Source organism: Geoalkalibacter ferrihydriticus DSM 17813 (assembly GCF_000820505.1).
In the GTDB taxonomy this organism is placed as follows: Bacteria; Desulfobacterota; Desulfuromonadia; order Desulfuromonadales; family Geoalkalibacteraceae; genus Geoalkalibacter; species Geoalkalibacter ferrihydriticus.
In genome coordinates this window covers 12,771-32,849 of sequence record NZ_JWJD01000002.1, presented here as the reverse complement: position 1 = coordinate 32,849, position 20,079 = coordinate 12,771, and the positions used below count along the sequence as shown (strand labels likewise).

At 54.3% G+C, this 20,079-nt stretch carries 20 protein-coding genes, 1 tRNA gene, 1 other RNA gene and 1 pseudogene; 19 read left to right on the top strand and 4 right to left on the bottom strand.

The window, feature by feature from the left end; all coding sequences use genetic code 11:
• Positions 1-54 precede the first annotated feature (54 nt).
• Genes GFER_RS06380 through GFER_RS06365 form a run of 4 tightly spaced genes read left to right on the top strand, consistent with a single transcriptional unit; the run spans position 55 to position 3,274 of the window.
• Positions 55-1,368, top strand: a complete 1,314-nt coding sequence (locus GFER_RS06380) for a DUF512 domain-containing protein (RefSeq protein ID WP_052446074.1) — start codon at positions 55-57, stop codon at positions 1,366-1,368.
• 45 nt (positions 1,369-1,413) lie between these two features.
• A complete protein-coding gene (locus GFER_RS06375; RefSeq protein WP_052446072.1) occupies positions 1,414-2,217 on the top strand; it encodes a tetratricopeptide repeat protein in 804 nt (267 codons plus the stop codon).
• Between the two features lie 18 nt (positions 2,218-2,235).
• Positions 2,236-2,586 (top strand): CidA/LrgA family protein, encoded by a 351-nt coding sequence (locus tag GFER_RS06370; RefSeq protein ID WP_040097667.1) that lies wholly within the window; start codon positions 2,236-2,238, stop codon positions 2,584-2,586.
• Entirely contained in the window at positions 2,579-3,274 is a 696-nt protein-coding gene (locus tag GFER_RS06365) for an LrgB family protein (protein ID WP_040097665.1), read from the top strand. Before GFER_RS06370 ends, GFER_RS06365 begins: the two co-directional genes overlap by 8 nt.
• Before the next feature lie 90 nt (positions 3,275-3,364).
• Here the strand turns inward: GFER_RS06365 and GFER_RS06360 are convergent, their stop codons facing one another.
• Positions 3,365-3,652 carry a PxxKW family cysteine-rich protein gene (locus GFER_RS06360; RefSeq protein ID WP_040097663.1) on the bottom strand — a complete coding sequence of 96 codons (288 nt, stop codon included), beginning with the start codon at positions 3,650-3,652 and terminating at the stop codon, positions 3,365-3,367.
• A 158-nt stretch (positions 3,653-3,810) separates the two neighbouring features.
• On the opposite strand from GFER_RS06360, the gene GFER_RS06355 reads away from it, so the two are divergent.
• Positions 3,811-4,101, top strand: coding sequence for a CxxCxxCC domain-containing protein (locus GFER_RS06355; protein ID WP_052446069.1), 291 nt, complete (start codon positions 3,811-3,813; stop codon positions 4,099-4,101).
• 249 nt (positions 4,102-4,350) lie between these two features.
• On the top strand, positions 4,351-5,769 hold the full coding sequence (locus GFER_RS06350; protein ID WP_040097659.1) for a phosphoglucomutase/phosphomannomutase family protein: 1,419 nt from the start codon (positions 4,351-4,353) through the stop codon (positions 5,767-5,769).
• Positions 5,770-5,849: 80 nt separating this feature from the next.
• Here the strand turns inward: GFER_RS06350 and hcp are convergent, their stop codons facing one another.
• Complete coding sequence (hcp, locus tag GFER_RS06345; protein ID WP_139171999.1) at positions 5,850-7,481, bottom strand: hydroxylamine reductase; 1,632 nt, start codon at positions 7,479-7,481, stop codon at positions 5,850-5,852.
• A gap of 268 nt (positions 7,482-7,749) precedes the next feature.
• Between hcp and GFER_RS06340 the strand changes: the two genes are divergently transcribed.
• The 12 genes from GFER_RS06340 to ssrA all read left to right on the top strand — a co-directional run bounded on the left by GFER_RS06340 (position 7,750) and on the right by ssrA (position 17,788).
• Positions 7,750-8,214, top strand: a complete 465-nt coding sequence (locus GFER_RS06340) for an EVE domain-containing protein (protein ID WP_040098518.1) — start codon at positions 7,750-7,752, stop codon at positions 8,212-8,214.
• Positions 8,215-8,237: 23 nt separating this feature from the next.
• A complete protein-coding gene (locus tag GFER_RS06335; protein WP_040097655.1) occupies positions 8,238-10,625 on the top strand; it encodes a DUF748 domain-containing protein in 2,388 nt (795 codons plus the stop codon).
• 123 nt (positions 10,626-10,748) lie between these two features.
• Positions 10,749-11,264 carry a ferritin-like domain-containing protein gene (locus tag GFER_RS06330; protein WP_040097653.1) on the top strand — a complete coding sequence of 172 codons (516 nt, stop codon included), beginning with the start codon at positions 10,749-10,751 and terminating at the stop codon, positions 11,262-11,264.
• A gap of 84 nt (positions 11,265-11,348) precedes the next feature.
• Entirely contained in the window at positions 11,349-12,401 is a 1,053-nt protein-coding gene (gene rtcA, locus GFER_RS06325) for an RNA 3'-terminal phosphate cyclase (protein WP_040098516.1), read from the top strand.
• Between the two features lie 35 nt (positions 12,402-12,436).
• On the top strand, positions 12,437-12,664 hold the full coding sequence (locus tag GFER_RS06320; protein WP_040097651.1) for a hypothetical protein: 228 nt from the start codon (positions 12,437-12,439) through the stop codon (positions 12,662-12,664).
• Positions 12,665-12,747: 83 nt separating this feature from the next.
• A tRNA-Cys gene (locus GFER_RS06315) sits at positions 12,748-12,821 on the top strand.
• 74 nt (positions 12,822-12,895) lie between these two features.
• Positions 12,896-13,717, top strand: coding sequence for a sulfite exporter TauE/SafE family protein (locus tag GFER_RS06310; protein ID WP_040097649.1), 822 nt, complete (start codon positions 12,896-12,898; stop codon positions 13,715-13,717).
• A 14-nt stretch (positions 13,718-13,731) separates the two neighbouring features.
• Positions 13,732-14,532, top strand: a complete 801-nt coding sequence (gene amrB, locus GFER_RS06305) for an AmmeMemoRadiSam system protein B (protein WP_040097647.1) — start codon at positions 13,732-13,734, stop codon at positions 14,530-14,532.
• A gap of 159 nt (positions 14,533-14,691) precedes the next feature.
• A complete protein-coding gene (gene gltX / locus GFER_RS06300; protein ID WP_040097645.1) occupies positions 14,692-16,095 on the top strand; it encodes a glutamate--tRNA ligase in 1,404 nt (467 codons plus the stop codon).
• 300 nt (positions 16,096-16,395) lie between these two features.
• Positions 16,396-16,872: a SoxR reducing system RseC family protein gene (locus GFER_RS06295; protein ID WP_052446068.1), complete on the top strand. Its 477-nt coding sequence runs from the start codon at positions 16,396-16,398 to the stop codon at positions 16,870-16,872.
• Positions 16,862-17,317 carry an SsrA-binding protein SmpB gene (smpB, locus tag GFER_RS06290; protein WP_040097643.1) on the top strand — a complete coding sequence of 152 codons (456 nt, stop codon included), beginning with the start codon at positions 16,862-16,864 and terminating at the stop codon, positions 17,315-17,317. The genes GFER_RS06295 and smpB overlap by 11 nt, the downstream gene beginning before the upstream one ends.
• 114 nt (positions 17,318-17,431) lie before the next feature.
• Positions 17,432-17,788, top strand: a transfer-messenger RNA (tmRNA) gene (ssrA, locus tag GFER_RS18190).
• A 20-nt stretch (positions 17,789-17,808) separates the two neighbouring features.
• Here ssrA and GFER_RS18185 read toward each other — a convergent pair.
• A complete protein-coding gene (locus GFER_RS18185) occupies positions 17,809-19,014 on the bottom strand; it encodes a tyrosine-type recombinase/integrase (RefSeq protein WP_074669473.1) in 1,206 nt (401 codons plus the stop codon).
• Positions 19,015-19,237: 223 nt separating this feature from the next.
• Positions 19,238-19,801: a hypothetical protein gene (locus GFER_RS18605; protein WP_139171987.1), complete on the bottom strand. Its 564-nt coding sequence runs from the start codon at positions 19,799-19,801 to the stop codon at positions 19,238-19,240.
• A 63-nt stretch (positions 19,802-19,864) separates the two neighbouring features.
• Here GFER_RS18605 and GFER_RS18180 point away from each other — a divergent pair.
• Positions 19,865-19,981, top strand: a pseudogene (locus tag GFER_RS18180) (tyrosine-type recombinase/integrase); the annotation flags it as partial.
• Between the last annotated feature and the right edge of the window lie 98 nt (positions 19,982-20,079).

Genomic DNA, 20,079 nt, shown 5'->3' with positions numbered 1-20,079 from the left:
ACGTTTCGCGTCCGACGGGGATCCTTGTCTTTTGGGCGGGGCACGACCATTCCCATGCTGAAAATCCTTCATATCCATCCTGACAGCATCGGCGACGAACTCGAACTCGAAGCAGGAGATGCGGTTCTGGCCGTCAACGGGCAACCGGTGCGCGACCTGCTCGATTTTCATCTGTACAGCGGCGATGCCGTTGATTTTCTCCTTGAGGTGCAGAAGAAGCAGGGAGAACTCTGGGACCTGCACATCGAGCGCGGACTCGACGAGGATCTCGGTATCGAATTCGAGCATCCCGAACCCACACAGTGCGGCAACAACTGCCTGTTCTGCTTTGTTCACCAGTTGCCGCGCGGCATGCGCCGCACCCTCTATGTCAAGGATGAGGATTACCGCTTCTCTTATCTTTACGGCAGCTACATCACTCTGACCAATGTCGGTGAAGCCGAAATCGCGCGGATCATTTCGCAGAAACTCTCCCCTCTGTACGTGTCCGTGCATGCCACCGATGATCAGTTGCGCGCCCGCCTGCTGGGACAGAAGACCCCCGCCATCCTGCCATTGCTTAAACGGTTGATCGATGCCGGGATTGAACTTCATACCCAGATCGTGGTTTGCCCGGGGATCAATGACGGCGAGCAATTGAGAAAATCCATCATCGATCTTCAGACGTTTTATCCCGGAGTGCGCTCGCTTGCTGTCGTGCCCGTGGGGTTGACCGGTTATCGCCGGCATCTTCCCGCATTGCGCGTGCCCAGCCGTGAAGAAGCCGCAGCTATTCTTGACACCATCGACGGTTTGCAAAACTCCTTTCTGGTTCGCAGTGGCAGCCGTTTTGTCTTTGCCGCCGATGAACTCTATCTCAAGGCCCAGCGGGAGTTTCCTCTCGCGCCTTTCTATGAGGACTTTCCCCAGTGGGAAAACGGCGTCGGCATGGTCGCCATGTTTCGCCAGGAGGCCGGCGAGGCCCTGGCTGCCGCACAGCCTCTGGCGCTCGAGGAAGTCAGCCTGGTAACCGGCGAATCGGCAGCCGAGGAGTTGAGGCGCTTTGCCGAAAATCTGCGTGACAGAACCGGGGTGCATATCCGCGTACATGTGGTGCGCAATACTTTTTTCGGCGGTCAGGTCAGTGTCACCGGATTGCTCACCGGTCGCGATATTCTCGAGCAGTTGCGGGACAAGCCTCTGGGCGAGGCGTTGCTGCTGCCCGCTGTGATGATCAAAGAGGGAGAAGATCTGCTCCTCGATGATCTGAGCCTGACCGAGATGGAGCGGGAATTGGGCGTGCCGGTGGAAAAGGTCGCGGCGACGCCTTTGGGCTTGGTGGCCGGCCTGGAGGTGATGGATGAAATTCTCCATGGAGAGGAGCCCTGATCATGGATGTACACAAGCAAGGTGAATGAAGAAGGGTGAAAGGGTATGATTATGCAGGATATTGAGCAATTGCTGATAAAGGGCCGCGAAGCTCTGGAGACGGGGGAATTTGCCGAGGCCGTACGCCTGTTCCGTCAGGCCGAGGAGGTCAGTCCCGACCTGGCCGAAATTCATGAAGTCCTCGGCGAGGCGCTCGCCGAGCTGGGCAGGGCCGCCGAAGCGCGCCGCCATCTGGAAAAAGCCGTGGCGCTTGATCCGGAGAATCTCGATGCACGCTATGCCCTGGGAGATCTGTGTTTTGAGGAAGGACAGGCGAAAAAAGCCCTGAGCATCTATCAGGCAATCCTTGATCGTGCTCCCGAAGAGGCTGATGCCTGGGTCAGTTGCGGACTGGTTCATTTTCATCAAGAAGATATGGAGCGCGCGGAGAGTTGCTACCTAAAGGCACTGGCCATTGATTCCGAGTCGGTCTTCGCCCTCAACTCGCTGGGCGATGTCTACTATGCCCAGGACCGGGCTGAGGAGGCGGTGGCGCAATACCGGCGGGTGGTTGAGATCGATCCCGAGGATGCCCAGGCGCACTATAATCTGGCGGAAATATGTTATGACATCGGGGATCTCGCTTTGGCCGAGAGCGAGTGTCGCGAGGTGCTGCGCCTTGATCCGACTTTTTCCTTCGTCTATATGACGCTGGGTAACCTCAGCCTCGACCGCGAACAACCGCGTCAGGCTCTTGACTGGTTTCAAAAATTTCTCTTGCATGAGCGTTCTTCCAGTGCCAAGGATATCCGTGACGAGGTGGCCGCGGTGGTCGCCGGACTTAAGGAAGAGTTGGGGCGCGAAGGCTAACACAAGAGGAGGTGGCCCATGGTGCGGGGAATGGCGATATTGCTGATTATGCAGTTTCTGGGCGAAATGATTTCGCGCGGCCTGCGGATTCCAATCCCCGGCAATGTGATCGGCATGGGATTGTTACTGGGCGCCTTGTGGCTTGGCTGGATCAAGGTGCAGTGGTTGCAGGACGCAACTGAGTTGCTCCTTTCGCACCTGGCCCTGTTCTTTGTGCCCGCCGGTGTGGGAGTGATGGTTTATTTTGATCTGATCGCCGCTGAATGGCTGCCCATCGTGGTCGCCATGGTCGTCAGCACCTTCGTCGTCATGGCCGTCACTGGTCGGGTGGCCATGGCGCTTGAGCGCAAAAGGCCCGCCGATGATTGATGACTTGCTTTTTTCGCCCCTGTTCGGTGTTGGCTTGACGCTGGCGGTTTATGCCTTGGCGCAAAAAATCTATCAGCGTGCGGCCAGCGTCTTTTTCAACCCCGTGGCGCTCTCTATTCTAGCCATCGTTGGTTTTCTACTGCTTTTCCGCATCCCTTATGACGCCTATGCCCAAGGCGGGCGCTATATTCTGTTTCTGCTCGGACCCTCGGTGGTGGCACTGGCGGTGCCGCTCTATACGCGCCGACAGGAGATCCTGGCTAAAAAAGCTCCCATTCTCCTTGGGGTGACTGCCGGGGCTGTGGTTTCCATCGTTTCGGTCTGCGGCCTGGCCTGGTTGCTGGGAGGCAGCCGAGAGTTGATTTTGTCTCTGTCGCCCAAATCCGTGACCGCGCCCATCGCCATCGGCATCGTGGAAAAAATCGGCGGTCTGCCGCCCCTGACGGCGGCCCTGGTGGTGTTGACCGGGTGTCTGGGTGCAATTTGCGGCCCCGAATTCTGCCGTTTGATCGGAGTGCGCGATCCCGCCGCCATGGGGCTGGCCGTCGGCACGGCTTCCCACGGCATCGGCACCGCCCGCATGCTCGAGGTCGATCGATTGGGCGGCGCCGTGTCCGGCCTGGCCATCGGTCTTAATGGTTTGATTACGGCCTTTATTCTGCCCTTTATCGTTGTTCTTTTTATCTGACCTGGATGCCTGGGGTTTGGCATCGATGGACAAAAAAATAGGCAGGCAACCCAGGGGTTACCTGCCCGTGTAGCATTCCAGGAGACAGGGCTACTTCTTTTTGGCCGAGGCTTTTTTCGAGGCCTTGAGGGGATTGACCTTGGTGTCGACCGTTTTGATTTCGATTTTGCGGTGGGTGGCGAAGTTGCACAGGCCACCGGCCCACTTTTTTTCCGGGGACGGGTAGGCGGAGCAGACGTTGCCGATGGTTCCTTCGACGATGCGATCGCAGCCTTCACAGTCGGCGATGACCACTTGGCAGGAATGTCCTTCAAATGTGCAACCCGATTTCGCCCAAAAGGTGCATTCGGTACCGGGGAGAACAGTCTGGCACTGCATGGGTGTTTCCTCCTTAATGTCTTCTTGTGCTTTTGTACTCAGAATTCGACATTCTAATGACTATTCGGAGGGGAGTCAATGAAGAAATGGTTTTTTCCTCGACTTGACGAGGGAGCCCGAGATCTTTTAGAGTTTTTTTAAAAAAGATAGGAGATGAGGTGACTGCAAACACCGATTGGGAAGCCCGTTGTCGCCGCTGCGGCCGCTGCTGCTTTGAAAAAATTGATTACGAGGGACGGATTTATTACACTGACCGTCCCTGCGAAAAGCTGGATCTGGAAACCAGGCTGTGTACGGTTTATGCGCAGCGCCAGACGCACCGACCCGGCTGCACCTTGCTTACGGAAGAGATCGTGCGACTGGGTGTTCTGCCCAAGGATTGCCCTTATGTCGCGGGGATAGCCGGGTATGTGGCGCCCCAGTTGTGGGACGAGGAACCCTCCGAGTGATTTTGCCGTCCTTCGCCGGCAGCATGGGTTTTTGTCGCGGACGTGGTATTCTATTGCGTAAGGGAAATTTTTTTCTGTAACTCTATTCAACTGCAGCACCTCATCGCGGCGCAGAACGAGATGCTTGAGTGCTGCGGTGATTCTCTGAGTCGCAAGCGAGCTTTTGCTGCATTAGATATTGCTGAGGCCCAAGATTTAGGCTGAACGGTTACATTATTTTCAACATAATTTTTCTGGAGGACTGCTGCCATGGGTCGCATCAAATTTGGAACATCTGGTTGGAGGGGAATTCTCTGCGAGGATTTTATCTTCGAAAACGTCAAAGTCGTCACCCAGGCCATCGCCGATCATTTGCGTGAGGCGGGTGAGGCCGAAAAAGGCCTGGTCATCGGTTATGACGCCCGCTTCATGGGTGAGCGCTTTGCCCACGAGGCGGCGCGGGTGCTGGCAGGGGCGGGAATTCCCTCTTTTGTCTGCAATCGCGATACGCCCACTCCGGTTATTGCCTTTGAAATTCTGCGCCGCGCCACGGCGGGAGGAATTAATTTTACCGCAAGCCACAATCCCCCGGAATACAACGGACTCAAATTCTCTCCGTCCTGGGGGGGACCGGCTCTGCCTGAAACGACACTCGACATTGAAAAGCGGGCCAATGCCATGCTGGGCCATATCTGCTACAAGGAAATGCCCCTGGATCAGGCCGTGCGCGCGGGATTGGTGGAAGAAATCGAGCCGAAACCCGCTTACTTCGAGGCCATCCGCAAGCTGGTCAACCTTAAGGCGATCGCCGATTCCGGCCTGGTGGTGGCAGTCAATCCTCTCTACGGGACCGCCCGCGGCTATCTCGACACGCTTCTGCAGGAGGTCGGCGTCAAGGTGGTGACCATGAACGACCACCGAGATCCCTATTTCGGCGGCTTGCCGCCCGAGCCTTCGCAAAGCCATATCCCCGATTTCATCAAACTGGTGGCCGGCAACCCCGAAATTCGCCTGGGTTTGGCGACCGACGGTGACGCCGACCGCTACGGCATTGTGGATGGTGACGGCACCTTCATAGAAGCCAACTATGTGCTGGCTCTGCTTTTTGATTATCTGCTGCGGCATGGTAAAACGGGCAATGCCGCCCGCTCCGTGGCGACCTCGCATTTTATCGATGCGGTAGCGCGCCACCATGGGGTGAAGGTTCTTGAAACCCCCGTCGGCTTTAAATTCATCGGCGAGTTTATTCGCGACGATAAGATTCTTATCGGCGGAGAGGAGAGCGCAGGGCTTACCGTGCGCGGTCATGTCCCCGACAAGGATGGGATTCTCGCATGTCTGCTGGTGGCGGAAATGGTGGCGGTGGAAGGCAAATCCATGAAGGATCTGCTCTGCGACCTCTACGATCGGGTCGGCGAGTTCTATACCCGGCGCGATAACGTGAAACTTTCGCCCGAGTTGGAAATGTCTTTTGCGGAAAAACTCGCTACGCCGCCCAAGGAACTGGCGGGCAAAAAAATTGCCGAGGTCATTACTCTTGACGGCTCTAAGTTTCTCTTTGACGACGGCACCTGGGTGCTGTTTCGTAAATCAGGTACAGAGCCTGTGGTGCGCGTTTACGGCGAGGCGAACACGGAAGCCGAGCTGGACCGTCTGATGAAGGCGGCGGCGCAGTTTATCGGCGTTTAACGCTGAAAAGACTTCTGCAGAGAATAAAAAAAGCGCCGGGACAATTCCCGGCGCTTTTTTTGATTGATGGCTTGGTTTGGTTAACCGAGGATCGCCTTGATGTCGTCCTGGGCGTTGCCGATGGGGCTGATGTTGTAATTTTCGACCAGAAAGTTTAGCACGTTGGGCGTGATGAACGCCGGCAGGCTCGGGCCGATCTTGATGTCCTTGATGCCCAGATGCAGCAGAGTCAGCAGAATTGCCACCGCCTTCTGCTCGTACCAGGAGAGGATCATCGACAAAGGCAGATCGTTGACTCCGCACTCGAAGGCATCGGCCAGGGCCAGGGCGATCTTGACCGCTGAGTAGGCATCGTTGCACTGGCCGACGTCGAGCAGGCGCGGAATGCCGCCGATATCGCCGAAATCCAGCTTGTTGAAGCGGTACTTGCCGCAGGCCAGGGTCAGAATCACAGTGTCCTTGGGCAGGTTTTCGGCGAACTCGGTGTAGTAGTTGCGCCCGCTTTTGGCCCCGTCGCAGCCGCCGATCAGGAAGAAGTGGCGGATATCGCCGCTCTTGACCGCCGAGATCACTTTGTCGGCAACGCCAAGAACCGCATTGTGACCGAACCCGACGAGAATTTCCTTGCCTGGCTTGTCCTCGAACCCGGCCAGTTCCTGCGCCTTGTTGATGACCTCGGAGAAGTCCCATCCGTCAACGTGCTTGACGTCCGGCCACTGCACCAGGCCCCAGGTGAAGAGACGGTCTTTGTAATTGTCGGCCGGGCGCTGGATGCAGTTGGTGTTGAAAATGATGGCACCGGGAAAGTCCTGAAATTCCTTGTACTGGTCCTGCCAGGCTCCGCCGAAGTTGCCGGCGAGATGCGTGTACTTTTTAAGCGCGGGATAGCCGTGGGCGGGAATCATCTCGCCATGGGTGTAGATGTTGATGCCCTTGCCCTCGGTCTGTTTGAGCAGCTCTTCGAGCATTTTGAGGTCATGGCCCGAGACGAGAATCGCCTTGCCCTTTTTCGTGCCCAGTTGCACCGGGGTCGGCACCGGGTGGCCGTAAGTGTCCGTGTGGGCTTTGTTGAGCAGTTCCATGGTGATGAGGTTGGTCTTGCCGCACTCCAGGGCAAGATTGACGAAATCCATCAAGCCCAGGCTTTTGTCGAGGGTCGCGGCGAGTGCTTTGTGGGTAAAGGCATAGATCGCATCGTCCTCGTAACCGAGAATAAAGGCATGGTCGGCGTAAGCGGCATAACCTTTGATGCCGTAGATGAGGATTTCCTGGACCGACTTGACATCAGGGTCGATGCTCGTATCCTGCACCCCATGCTGAGCGCCCTGAACAACCATTTCGGCGGTGGTGGCGGCGGGTTTCCAGTCGCCGGCGGCCTCGGGTACGGCACCCGTGTAGGAGCCGCCATTGGCTTTTTCAAACAGGGCTTGGGCCTGCCGCCGCAATTCAACGCTTTTGCGTACAAACTTCGCAACTTCTTCAGGATCAAAATCCACGTTGGTGACCGTGGTGAACAGCCCCTCGATCATGAAGCGATCAATTTTGGCATCCTTGGCATTTTTCTCGCGGGCGAGGTTGCTCCAGAAAGCGATACCCTTGAGGCTGTGAACAAGGAGATCCTGCAGCGCGGCCACGTCGGGCTGCTTGCCGCAAACGCCGACTTTGGTACAGCCCGTGCCCTGGGCCGCCTGCTCACACTGGTAACAAAACATGTCGAGTTCCTTCTGCGTGACGGGGTGGGCTTCGTCTTTTTTAATTCCGAAAAGTTCGAGAATTTTTTTCACGATGGTTCTCCTTGTTGGGGGTGAGAGCAATTTCCTCGCGCTTTATGCGCCATGAGGTATAATCAGAGAGTAATTCTTGCCGTAACCTGATGCCTACCATAAGCCCCGGCATTTTTTTCGGCTTTGACGGAAGTCAAAAAAAGTAAAAAAATCAGGAGCACAGGTTTTGACCCTTAACAAACGGCGCTACTGGCTGATGAAATCCGAGCCGCACTGTTTTTCTCTTGATGATTTGAAACATGCGCCCGAACAGACAACTTGCTGGGATGGGGTGCGCAATTATCAGGCGCGCAACCTGCTGCGCGACGCGTTGAAGGTCGGTGACGGTGTGCTGTTTTATCACAGCAATATCCCTGCGCCGGCCATTGTGGGTTTTGCCCGGGTGGTGCGTGAGGGATACGCGGATGCGAGTGCTCTGGATCCCCTCTCGGATCATTTTGACCCTCGGGCCACCGAACAGAACCCTATCTGGTGCGCCGTGGATGTCAAGTATGAGGGAGAGCTTTATCAGCCCCTTACTCGGGAAATGCTGCGTCATCATCCTGTCCTTGAGGGCATGGATGTTCTCAAGAAGGGCAATCGTCTCTCTGTGCAACCGGTGACCGGCGAGCAATGGGAGGCGATTTTGGAATTCAGCGCAACTGATAAAAAGTCCCATTAACAACAAATAATCGGGGAAAGAAAATGAACAAATTTGTAAAAATCGGCGCCATTGTCGCCGCCGTGGTAATGGTTCTTGTCGTGGCTGTGGCTATTCTGGCCAAGGTACTCATCACCCCCGAGCGTGTCCGGGCCACCGTGTTGCCCATGGCCGAAGACGCGTTGCAGCGTGAAGTGCAACTGGGTGAGATTGAGGTCAGCATCTTTTCAGGCATTGCCCTGCATGATCTCAAAATCAAGGAAAAGGATCAGGATGAGATTTTCGTCAGTGCCGGGCAGGTGGTGCTGCGCTATCGCTTCTGGCCGCTGTTCTTTCTTCAGGTGGTGGTTGATGAAGTGCGCCTGGAAGAACCCCGGATTCGCGTGGTTCGCTTGGCCGACGGAACGTTCAATTTCAGTGACCTGATCGCGGATGTGGCGGACGCGGGTGATACAGGCGCCCCCCCGGAACCAGCAGCGGAAAAATCGGCCGGGCCGCCGCCCATCAACCTGACCATCGCTACCGTTCGCTTAACTGACGGCGAACTGGTATTTGTCGATCAGATGATCAATCCCGACGCCCCCTTGCGTTACCAGCTCAGCCAATTGAATTTTTCCGCCCGTGATATCGCCCTTAATCGCGCCTTTCCTTTTGAGCTGACATCCCGCATCAATGACGCTCCCTTTTCAGTTGACGGGCGTGCCGACATACTCCGGCAGACTGGTAATGCCCGGATCACCTTGGAGAATTTCGACGTGACGGCCTTTTCTCCTTATTTTCGTGAGCAGGTGCCCGGCCGCCTCACGGGGCTCAAGGTGGATCTCGATGTGCGCGCCGAAGGGGGTGTAAAGCAGGTTGTTTCAAGCGGCAAGGTGGCTCTGCGAGACATTAACCTGACCCTTGACGATCTGGCCGATGCACCGATTCGCGGGGCCAATCTACACCTGGATTACGACCTGGAGGCCGATCTTGAGGGATCGACACTTCAATTGCGCAGTACACGACTTGATTTCAACGGTATCGTCGCTGAAGCTTCGGGCCGCGTCGAGCAGTTCGATACTGAGCCGCGCGTCGCATTAGATCTAAGGGTGCCCGCCTTGGACCTGCGCAAGGCGCTGGCGGCGCTGCCCCAGAATCTGGTCGCGGATGCTCTTGACATGAATCCGGCAGGAGTCGTCGATGTTCGGGCGCGCCTTGAAGGATCCGTTGACCAGGGCGCCGCGCTGCTCAAGGGCGCCGAAGTCCACCTGCAGAATGTGCAGGCCACAGTCGCGGGCCTGCGGCCTGCTCTGGACGGGCGACTTATTCTCAATGGCGACCAGCTTACCTCTCAGGATCTGATTATGCGGGAGGGAGCCAATCAGGCCCGTATCGATCTCAAGGCAAGTAATCTTTTTGGTGAAACCATTGTGGTCAGTCAACACCTCAGCTCCGAGCGGTTTGATCTTGACGCCCTGTTGCAGGCCAGTGCGGCGCCCGCTGCGTCGACCGCGCGCCAACCTGCGCCGGCAGCCACCGGACCCGCGGAAGAAATCGGCCCCTTTGATATTCCCGTGAGGGCCGACGGCACGGTGAAAATCGCCAAGACTGTCTACAAAGGGCTGGCCGTCGACGACTTCGACCTGGCCTATCGGCTGGTCGACAATGTGCTGACGGTGGAAAAAATGACCGGTCGCGTGGTGGGGGGAACATTCAACCAGAGTGCCCGCGTCGATCTGGGCCGCGAAGGACTGGCCTATCAGACCAAGGTCAATCTGCAATCGCTTCAGGCTGATCCCTTTGTGACGGCTTTTATGCCCCAAGCCGCCGGAACCCTGTTCGGCAACCTCAACCTCGACCTTGATCTCAGCGGTCGCGGCACTCTTGCCGAAACTCTCAAGAAGAACCTCAGCGGCAAGGGAAATGTGAATCTGGCGGAGGGCCGCATCACCGGTGCTGGTCTGGCAGAGGATTTCGCCGATTATCTCAACCTTGAGGAACTGCGCGTACTGCGCTTCAGTAAATTCGGCGGCCGTTTCACCATCGAACAGGGGCGGGTGCGCCTCAACACCGAACTGGAGGGAAGCGAGGTGCGCATGAAACCTCAAGGTACGGTCGGGCTCGATGGCTCCCTGGATCTCAACCTCAATGCCAGCTTGGCGCCGGCGCTCATGCAGAAGCTTGATCGGCGCGGTCAAGTGACCCGTTTTCTCACCGATCAGCAAGGCTGGGGGCAACTGCCCTTACGTGTGGCCGGCAGCTACGATAATCCACGATTTGCCCTGGACGCCACCGGGGTGCGTGAGCAGGTCGAAGAAAAGGCACGCGAAGAATTGCAACGGCGGGTGATTGATCGTATCCTGCCTGCAAAGCCCGAAGGGGAGGAAGAACAGCCGCAAGAACCTGCCCGCAAGCTGCTCGACGATGCGGTCCGGGGGATTTTCGGGCGCTGAGAACTGGGTCGGGTTTTAAAGATTTTGTGTACATTTCCTGATCGGAAAACAGCCCTAATCTTGACAGAACTTCTGTCGCGGGTAGACTTTTATGCAAATAAATCCATCCTGCGAGGTGAAACGATGAATGTGTTTGAATTTGCCATGAAAATGGAAAACGATGCGGAGGCCTATTACAAGAAACTGGCGCAAGAAACCAATGCTGAGGGCATTCGCAATATTTTTCTTGATCTGGCCGCCGACGAAAAAAAACATTTCGAAATTTTCCAGGCCATGAAAGCGCGCACCGATGTGACGACCATGGAAGACAGCCAGGCGCTCGACAATGCCAAAAACGCCTTTGTAAAAATGATCGAGCAGCGGCCTTCCTCTGGAGATATCCAGGGCGATGTGGAAGCCTATGAGCATGCCATGAAAATGGAAGCCGAAGGTGCCCGTGTGTACGAGCAGGCGTTGGAGCGGGAAACCAATCCCGAAGTCAAGGCTCTGCTCAAACGCGTCATCGAAGAGGAACACAAGCATTTCAATATTATTAGGAATGTCTACGATTTTGTGAATGCTCCCAACGAATTTCTCGCTTGGCGTGAATTCAGCAATCTGGAAGAGTTCCGTAATTTCGGCCGCGATGTCGGCGCCTAAGGGCAGAGCACGCGAAAAAATCTTGAAATTTGTAGCGGGGCGGATCCAGCGGGGTTCGCCCCGCGCTTGTTTGAAGTTGCCGAAATGCCTTATTCCCCCATTTATATAGACGGTTCTCAGGGCGAAGGTGGCGGACAGATTCTGCGCACCGCCCTGACGTTGTCCCTGCTTACCGGGCGTCCCCTGCACATGTGGAAAATACGCAGCGGGCGCCGTGTACCGGGTCTGGCCGCGCAGCATCTCAAGGCGCTCGAGGCCGCGGTCATGATTGGTGGCGCCTCCTGCGCGGGAGCAAGCAAGGGCTCCCAGGCCATTGAATTTATTCCCCAGGGGATTTTCCCTGGCAAATATCAGCTCGACATTGGCACCGCCGGCTCGGTCAGCCTGGTGTTGCAGACCCTGCTTATGCCGCTATCCTTTGCCCCGGCGGCCTCACTTCTGGGGGTGCGAGGCGGTACCCACGTGCCCTGGAGCCCCTGTTTTCATTACCTTGAGCGTCACTGGCTCCCCTGGATTCGTCAGATGGGTTGTCGAATTGATCTGACATTGGAGCAGGCCGGTTATTACCCCAAAGGTGGCGGGCAGGTGCGCGCTCTGGTTCAGCCGCTGCGTCGCCTCAGTGGCCTCGACCTCAGCCAGCGCGGCAATCTGGAGAAACTTACCTGTCTTTCCCTGTCTACGGGGCTGCCCAGCGATGTGGCGCGCCGCCAGGTCGAGCAGACGCAGCGGCGATTGGCCCGATTCAAGGGAGTACTGGAGGTGGAGATCGGAAGGCTGCCAGGGCTCGGGCAAGGTTGCCTGCTTTTCCTCCTGGCTGAATTTGAAGGGGCGCGCTGCTGCTACTATGCTCTGGGGCAGCGCGGCAAGCCGGCCGAGGCCGTGGCGGATGAGGCCGTGGATGCACTGGAGCGGTTTCTGGCAAGCAAGGCCGCCATTGATGAGCACCTGGCGGATCAATTGCTGGTGCCGCTGGCTCTTGCTGAAGGAAAATCCGAATTCACCACGGTGAAGGTTACATCGCATCTGTTGACCAACATTCAGACGGTGAAAGCGTTTTTGCCCGTTGAAATCAATGTCGACGGTACCCTGGGGGAGGTCGGCCGGGTGCGTATCCGCGGTGCCGGGCACCTTTTTTAACAACGTGCGGTAAAAGATAATGCCGATGGGAGATCTTGCTATGGGAAAATCCCTTTTTGCAGGATTTTTCCGCCGGTGCCTCTCCGGCGGTGGGAGAAGCCAGAGCCCTGATTTTTCAGGAGGCGGTGAGCCGTTTACTGATACCTCTGGGAGTTTGCTTCGATCTGGGCGAACATTTGCGGGCCGGCAGCCAAGTCGGGCGCTCCTGGCGCACTCAAGGCGAGGATGCCCGGTGCCAGACCTGGTGCGGGTGGATAAATTAGAGCAGGCACCTTGAGGGAGGATGGCTTTTTTAAACCTTGACACTCAGGCAAGTGATTTGATATTCATACGCTTCATCAAGTTCGGCCCCGTCGCCAAGTGGTAAGGCAGAGGTCTGCAAAACCTCCATCACCAGTTCGAATCTGGTCGGGGCCTCCATCTAAAAGAAAAGCCGGCATTATGCCGGCTTTTTTGTTTCCATCCTCGTCGATTTTTCCGCTAGACTGCCGGACATGGATTTTCTCTCCTTTCAGGTTGTCGGCCTTTTTCTTTTGCTCGGTGCCTTTGCGGGGATCCTTGCCGGGTTGTTTGGCATTGGCGGCGGCGTTATTCTCGTGCCGCTGTTTCTCTGGGCCTTCACCGTTGCCGAGTTTCCTCCCGAACTCATCGTGCATATCGCCTTCGGCACCAGCCTGGCAATTATCATCCCCACCGCTTTCAGCGCTACGTTGGGACATCGCAAACGCGGCAATGTCAGAAACCGGCAGGTTCTGTTCCTGGCCGGCGGCTCCTTGCTCGGCGCCGCCTTTGGCTCATGGCTGGCCACTGGTTTGTCGGGAGATGTTCTCAAGGCCTTGTTCGGTCTTATGCAGATCGGCGTCGGTCTTAAAATGTTTCTCTTCCGGCCTCGCCTGCCGCCCGAGGAGCATGGAAGAATCCCCCGCCTGAATTTGCTCTCAGTGGGATTTGCCGGGGGCGCTTTTTCCGCGTTTTTCGGCATCGGCGGCGGAGTGATCACGGTTCCCCTGCTGGTCATTGCCCTGCGACAGCCTATTCATCTGGCCGTGGGCAATTCCAGCGCCCTGATCGTTGTCTCTGCCTTTGCGGCGACCATCTTTTATATTTTGCTTGGGCGCAATGTGCCTGATCTGCCGCCATATTGTTTTGGTTATGTCAACGTGCTTGTGGCCACCCTGGTTGCGCCGCTCAGCATTCTCTGCGCCCGACTTGGTGTGCGCCTTGCGTCACGCGTGCGCAATGATAGACTGATGAGAATATTTGCCGTTTTTCTGATTGTCATCGGGCTGCGTATGTTTATCAGTTTCTGGATCTGAGACGAGGTCAACCCATGCATCGTGAACCTGCCGTTGCCGGGCAGTTTTACCCGGCGAACAAGGATAAATTGCGGGACCTGATCGCCGGATTCATTCCCCAGGGTGAGTCCCGCAAGGTTATGGGCGTTGTTTCGCCCCATGCAGGATATGTTTATTCCGGCGCCGTTGCCGGGCAAACCCTGGCCCAGGCACGGATTCCCGATCGCGTCGTGATTCTCGGCCCCAATCATCACGGCATCGGACACCGTGCCGCGCTCTATCCGGCCGGCTGTTGGAAAACCCCCTTAGGGGAGGTTGTTATTGATGAGCCACTGGCGCGAACACTTCTGGAACGCTGCTCTTTGTTGACCGAAGATCCCGCGGCACATCGTTTTGAGCACTCATTGGAGGTGCAGGTGCCGTTTCTGCAATTTCTCAATCCTCAGGTCCGCATCGTGCCGATCTGCCTTGGTCGGATCAACCTCGCTGAGCTGATGGCCTTTGGCCGCGAGCTGGGCACTTGCTTAAAGGATATAAGGGAAGATATCCTGCTGGTCGCCAGTTCCGATATGACCCATTATGAATCGGCGGCGCAGGCGCGGGAAAAAGATACGGCGGCCGTCGAGAAAATCCTGGCTTTGGACCCCGAAGGTCTTTATCAGGTGGTGGCCGCACGTCGCATCAGCATGTGCGGGGTAATCCCAACGGTGGCCATGCTTGCCGCATGCACAGAATTGGGTGCCCGTAGCGCTACTCTGGTCCGCTATGCCAACAGCGGCGAGATCACCGGAGACACACGCGAAGTGGTCGGTTATGCCGGTTTGGTAATTGAGTAGTGTAGGCGCGCGTCTCCTCCGTTTTTCCAGAAAATCCTTGGCAATTTTGAGGTTTTACAGTATATAGGACGGGGTCGCCGCAATGCTGGCGGCCTCTTTTTATTGATACCTGGATCTCACGGATCAAGGTTAGCGAAAAGAATTCAAGAGGAGTCAATCATGAAAAACCTGCGAGTCCGTTTTGCGCCCAGTCCGACCGGCTATCTGCATATCGGCGGCGCGCGTACCGCACTGTTTAACTTTTTGATTGCACGCAAGGAAGAGGGTACCTTTGTCCTGCGCGTTGAAGACACCGATGTGGCCCGCTCCACCCAGGAATCCGTCGATGCCATTCTGCAGGCCATGGACTGGTTGGGTCTTAGTTATGACGAAGGCCCCTACTATCAGTCGCAGCGTACAGAAATTTATCGTGAAAAAATCGACCAGCTTCTGGCGAACGGAAAAGCCTACCGCTGCTACTGCACGGCTGAAATTCTTGAAGAAAAACGCCAACGCGCCCAGTCTGAAGGACGCAAACCCAAATATGACGGCACCTGTCGCAGGCTGACGGGAGAGGCGCCTGCCGACAAACCTTTCGTGATTCGCTTTCAAGCTCCGGAAGCAGGTGAGACGACCTTTGCCGACCGCATCAAGGGCACGATTACCTTTCGCAACGAAGAACTCGATGATCTCATCATCCAGCGCAGCGACGGCAGCCCCACCTATAATTTCGTCGTTGTGGTGGATGATGCTACCATGGACATCAACCTGGTAATTCGCGGAGACGATCACATCAACAACACCCCGCGTCAGAGTCAACTTTATCAGGCCCTGGGGTACGAGGTGCCGCAATTTGCCCATGTACCCATGATTCTCGGTGCCGACAAAGCCCGGTTGTCCAAGCGTCATGGAGCCACTTCGGTCATGGCCTACAAGGAAATGGGCTATCTGCCGGAAGCCATGGTGAATTACCTGGTGCGTCTTGGCTGGTCCCATGGGGATCAGGAAATCTTTTCCATGGATGAGTTGATCGAAAAATTCTCCCTCGAAAATGTCGGCAAATCCGCCGGCGTCTTCAATCCTGGAAAACTTCTGTGGCTCAACGAACACTATATCAAGACTGGCGACCCGGTGCGCCTCGGCGATTGCCTGGTTCCCTTTCTTCAAGAAAAAGGACTGGATCCAAGTTCCGGACCGGCTTTGCCGGAGGTGGTGCGTACCCTTCAGGATCGTGCCAAGACTCTGGTCGAAATGGCTGAGGGTGCAGCCTTTTATTTCAAAAAAGAACTTGAGTTTGACGGCAAAGCGGTGGCCAAATTCCTTACCGAAGACAAGATAGCACTTTTCAATGAACTCATCGAAGGTCTGGAGTCTCTTGAAGACTGGAACGAAGAAACGGTCGGAGATGTCTTCAAAAAGCTGATGGACCAGCATAAACTCAAGCTTCCGGCCATTGCCCAGCCGGTGCGCGTTGCCTTAACCGGAGGGACGAGCAGCCCCAGCATTTTCGACGTGGTTGTCGTTCTCGGCCGGGAAACCTCTCTGCGTCGCCTGCGGAATGTTTTGCCCCTGTGTGGCGCCTGAAACTTATCCACAGACATTGTGGATAAGCCTTGGGAAAATCCCGGGATGAGACTCTTTATTGCCCTGAATGACTGCCTCTTGGCAAACTGCATAAATTTTGACCGCATAAATTGTTGTTAAAAATCGGCAACTTATGTAAAAGTGTCGACACTTTGCGGGTTTGCAGGCCGAAGCAGGAAATCTCATTATTTGCCAAGGGGTTTTCGTCCGCATTGTTAAAAAGGTTGTTGGCAGGTGCAGGGCCACTTGCCCCAAAAAGCCCGCCATAGTCTGAGCCGGCGGGGAACCCAGAGAAGTTCAATGCTTGAGGAAACCGGAACCGTTATCGAAATTAAAGACGGACAAACGGCTGTGGTTCTTTGCAGCAAGAGCAGCATGTGCGAGAGCTGCGCGGCCATGGATAGCTGCCGCATAGGAGACGACAGTGGCGAAAGATTGGTCGAAGCCCGCAATCTTTTAAATGCTGTTATTGGTGATCATGTTAGAATAGCCACCAGCACGCGAAGTTTCTTGCAAAGTTCTTTTGTCCTTTATATGTTGCCTCTCGTTTTTCTGGTTACTGGCGCCATTGTCGGGCAACTTTTGGCTGAACGCATTGACGCTGGTATTGACCCCAACCTGCTGTCCGCTCTGTTCGGTGTGGCCTGTCTGATTCTGAGTTTTCTCGGCATCAGGCTGTGGTCGCGGACTATCCCCGCAGAGAATTTTATGCCATGGATAACCGAAGTCCTTTCCGACGCAACGGCATTCAATAAAGATAAAAATCATGGGAATTAAAATCATCGCCACCAACAAAAAGGCTTATCACGACTACTTCATCGATGAAGTCTATGAAGCCGGACTGGTGCTGACCGGCACCGAGGTCAAATCCCTGCGGCAAGGCAAGGTCAATCTCAAGGAAGCCTTTTGCCGCATCAAGGACGGCGAAGTGTTCATCAGCAACATGAACATCAGCCCCTATGAGCAGGCCAGCAGCGAAAATCATGACCCGACCCGAATGCGCAAACTGCTTCTGCACCACGAAGAGATCGTCAAATTGGCACGCAAAGTCGATGAACGCGGTTTGTCCCTGGTGCCGACCAAGATCTACTTCAAAGACAGTCGCGCCAAACTCGAAATCGGTATCGGTCGCGGCAAAAAGCTCTATGACAAGCGCGAGACCCTCAAGGAAAAACAACACAGCCGGGAGACCGCCCGCGCCATTCGCGATCATCAGCGATAGACCTGAAGAGAAAGGGCAGGGGGCTTGGCTTTTCGCTGTAAGTGTGAGATACTGCACTTGCTAATCAGCTCATCGCGGGTCGATAGAATCCGCTAAACGATAACAGCTTTGCAAGGGGGTGCCCAGGTTTCGACGGGGATTGGAAGCGAAGGTTGCATGCCGGGGACGCCAGTTGGCCTCGTTAAAAAACTGGCACACATACAAACGCCGACAACGACGTTTCGTACGCACTGGCAGCTTAATTGCTGTCACGTCTCTTCTCTCATCGCCCATGTGGGTTTAGAGACGTCAATTTAGTGGGATAGCCGAAGCAAGTGTCTGTGGTGCCGAGGCGAAACCAAAGCAGACTCGCCGCTTACTTATCCTGTCCATGGGAGCCGTAACCGGTTAAATTCAATACATGGACTAAGCATGTAGAAGCCTTACGTGAAAGATTTTCGGACGCGGGTTCGATTCCCGCCACCTCCACCAAAAAAAGCCCGGAATATCGCCTACTTACGGCGGTTCCGGGCTTCGTTTATGTTTGACACTTGTTTGACACTTTTTGGACCGGGTTTGACCTCCCCTTCTCTGAGGGAAAGAATGTCTAGTTGCTTGTTTCTTTCGGTGGAAATATACCGTTTGAATGCCTTATTCGTGGTGTGGCCCGTCACTCTCATCGCTTGCTCAGGGGACGAATTGTCTGCAATGGCTGTCGCTGTGGAGTGTTTGGTTCCGCCATAAAGATCCACTCCTTCGATCCCAAGGTCTGAACATGCTTCTTTCCATTTTATGTAAAAGTAGCGTTTTCCAAACCTTTGACCTGGAATAGTGCCTTGAACGCCGCCTTCGTGGCGGAACACGGGGGAATTTTGAAATCTTGTGGGAAGTGAACGAAGAAGATCCAAATCATCATCGAATAAAACAACCGTTTGAACGCCATGCCTTCTAGTTTTCGATCTTTCTATGATAATTTTCCCCTGTTCGTAATCCACATCCTTTTCATCTAAACCTAATAGCCCACCAGGGCGAAGAGATGGGTATCTGCAAAGAATCTTTATTCCGATCCATATTCTTGGATTGAGATCGTAGGTTAGTTCTTTGACTTTTTTAAGAATTAAATCCTGCGTATCTATAGTTACTATTTTTCTCATTTTCATTTCGTAAGAAATTTTTGGGAATTCTGGCAAATCATCTGAAGATATAATTTTTCCAGAAACCTGTGTTCTATAGAAGTGACGTAGGCAGTTAATATCATTAAAGATTGTTTTTTCGGACAAACCTTGTTGTTTTGCCCATAAAACATATTTTTTCAATCCTGGCAATCTAATAAGTTTTATGTTTGTATATTGGAAAAACTCTGAAAATCTTCGGATCGCTGGCCTATAACTTTTTAAAGTCCCTTTTTGTATTTCGTATGATTTTTCTTCCAACCATGCATTTAGCGCATTACACATGGCCAGGGGTTGTCCTGATGCATAATCTTGGGGGTCAAAAGTCCCTCGGTCTTCCTCATAACGCATTCCATTGAGAAAACGCACTGCTTCCTCGTATGTCTTTGCTCTTCTGATAACGCCACGGCCAAAAGCCACGCGAAAACGTCCCGACGCTCTCTGGTTCAGATGTGCAGCGCAGAATAGACCCCCTTTGCGCTCATCATGATGAAAACGGCCACCACAAATTGGGCATTTCTGATCACTGTAAATATTACCCTTCATAGACAATCCTCCATTCCCACAAGTGTTTCTGCGAGAATATGAAAATTTGTCTTTTTGGGTCAACTTTTTCACTGGAATTTGGCCACCACTTTAAAGATTTTTTAGATGGCCAAATGATAAAATGAATAGATTTAACTACTGCTGCCGAAAAAGACGAAAAAACTGCCTTATTTTTTCTGCTTTTTTTCCATAAACGTTAGAATAGTCTTAAAAGATACTTTTTTTAATCTTTGCCGTTAATGCTTTGTCGGCCTCGCCATTGATAATGGGTACTCGACTGTGCGTATCGGGCTATTGTTTTTTGCAAAGGCGGGGGAAAATGAATCTGCTGAATTTTCAGGAAGCACAAAGCTATTTTCTCACCAAATCGCCAGATCCGTGGCCCCTGTAGCCTAAGTCCCGACTGACAGGATGCTTTTTGCATTCCTTTATTGCAGAGGTTGTAAGAAAGTATCGTTGACCGCAGATACGCCCTCAAATTTAATACAGTGACAAAATGCAAGCCTGTCCAGCGTCTCGACAGAATGGCGATGGCAGTGGCATTATTGCTAAAGCAGGAAAAGATTTTCTGGAGGCGCAGCAGGTCTTCGAGATCTGGATTGAAGGATTCTGCTGATTGACAATAAATTACTAATGAGGTATCAAGACAAAACTGCATTTTCAGGGGGGGGCTGAAGATGAGGGAATCATCACACTGATTGTCAAACGCCACCGCGTCGGCATTATGCCGGCCGGTGGCGTTTTTTGTTTTCAAGCCTTGGTATTTTGTGAGGGGGGGCATGATCACCAGGGGGGAACCATCAGCTCAAGCTGATAACGCCAATAGACCACCAAAGCTGCTGGATCAGACGATATCCGGACAATTCAGGAGTTGATGGGGCACAAGGATGTGAGTACGACCATGATTTACACGCATGTATTGAATAAGGGTGGCAAGGGAGTCAGCAGCCCTTTGGACGGACTTTGAACTAGTTTAGGCAGACCTGCCTATTCTGGGAAGTACGGGGCTCAATATAATTGTAAATTGCCGAAGTATATGGGGAAAGCGTATTTGTCAGTATTTTA

Coding starts and splice junctions, on each gene's coding strand:
- GFER_RS06380 (WP_052446074.1), top strand. CDS start 55: ATGCTGAAAATCCTTCATATCCATCCTGACAGCATCGGCGACGAACTC.
- GFER_RS06375 (WP_052446072.1), top strand. CDS start 1,414: ATGATTATGCAGGATATTGAGCAATTGCTGATAAAGGGCCGCGAAGCT.
- GFER_RS06370 (WP_040097667.1), top strand. CDS start 2,236: ATGGTGCGGGGAATGGCGATATTGCTGATTATGCAGTTTCTGGGCGAA.
- GFER_RS06365 (WP_040097665.1), top strand. CDS start 2,579: ATGATTGATGACTTGCTTTTTTCGCCCCTGTTCGGTGTTGGCTTGACG.
- GFER_RS06360 (WP_040097663.1), bottom strand. CDS start 3,652: ATGCAGTGCCAGACTGTTCTCCCCGGTACCGAATGCACCTTTTGGGCG.
- GFER_RS06350 (WP_040097659.1), top strand. CDS start 4,351: ATGGGTCGCATCAAATTTGGAACATCTGGTTGGAGGGGAATTCTCTGC.
- hcp (WP_139171999.1), bottom strand. CDS start 7,481: ATGTTTTGTTACCAGTGTGAGCAGGCGGCCCAGGGCACGGGCTGTACC.
- GFER_RS06340 (WP_040098518.1), top strand. CDS start 7,750: ATGAAATCCGAGCCGCACTGTTTTTCTCTTGATGATTTGAAACATGCG.
- GFER_RS06335 (WP_040097655.1), top strand. CDS start 8,238: ATGAACAAATTTGTAAAAATCGGCGCCATTGTCGCCGCCGTGGTAATG.
- GFER_RS06330 (WP_040097653.1), top strand. CDS start 10,749: ATGAATGTGTTTGAATTTGCCATGAAAATGGAAAACGATGCGGAGGCC.
- rtcA (WP_040098516.1), top strand. CDS start 11,349: ATGCCTTATTCCCCCATTTATATAGACGGTTCTCAGGGCGAAGGTGGC.
- GFER_RS06310 (WP_040097649.1), top strand. CDS start 12,896: ATGGATTTTCTCTCCTTTCAGGTTGTCGGCCTTTTTCTTTTGCTCGGT.
- amrB (WP_040097647.1), top strand. CDS start 13,732: ATGCATCGTGAACCTGCCGTTGCCGGGCAGTTTTACCCGGCGAACAAG.
- gltX (WP_040097645.1), top strand. CDS start 14,692: ATGAAAAACCTGCGAGTCCGTTTTGCGCCCAGTCCGACCGGCTATCTG.
- GFER_RS06295 (WP_052446068.1), top strand. CDS start 16,396: ATGCTTGAGGAAACCGGAACCGTTATCGAAATTAAAGACGGACAAACG.
- smpB (WP_040097643.1), top strand. CDS start 16,862: ATGGGAATTAAAATCATCGCCACCAACAAAAAGGCTTATCACGACTAC.
- GFER_RS18185 (WP_074669473.1), bottom strand. CDS start 19,014: ATGAAGGGTAATATTTACAGTGATCAGAAATGCCCAATTTGTGGTGGC.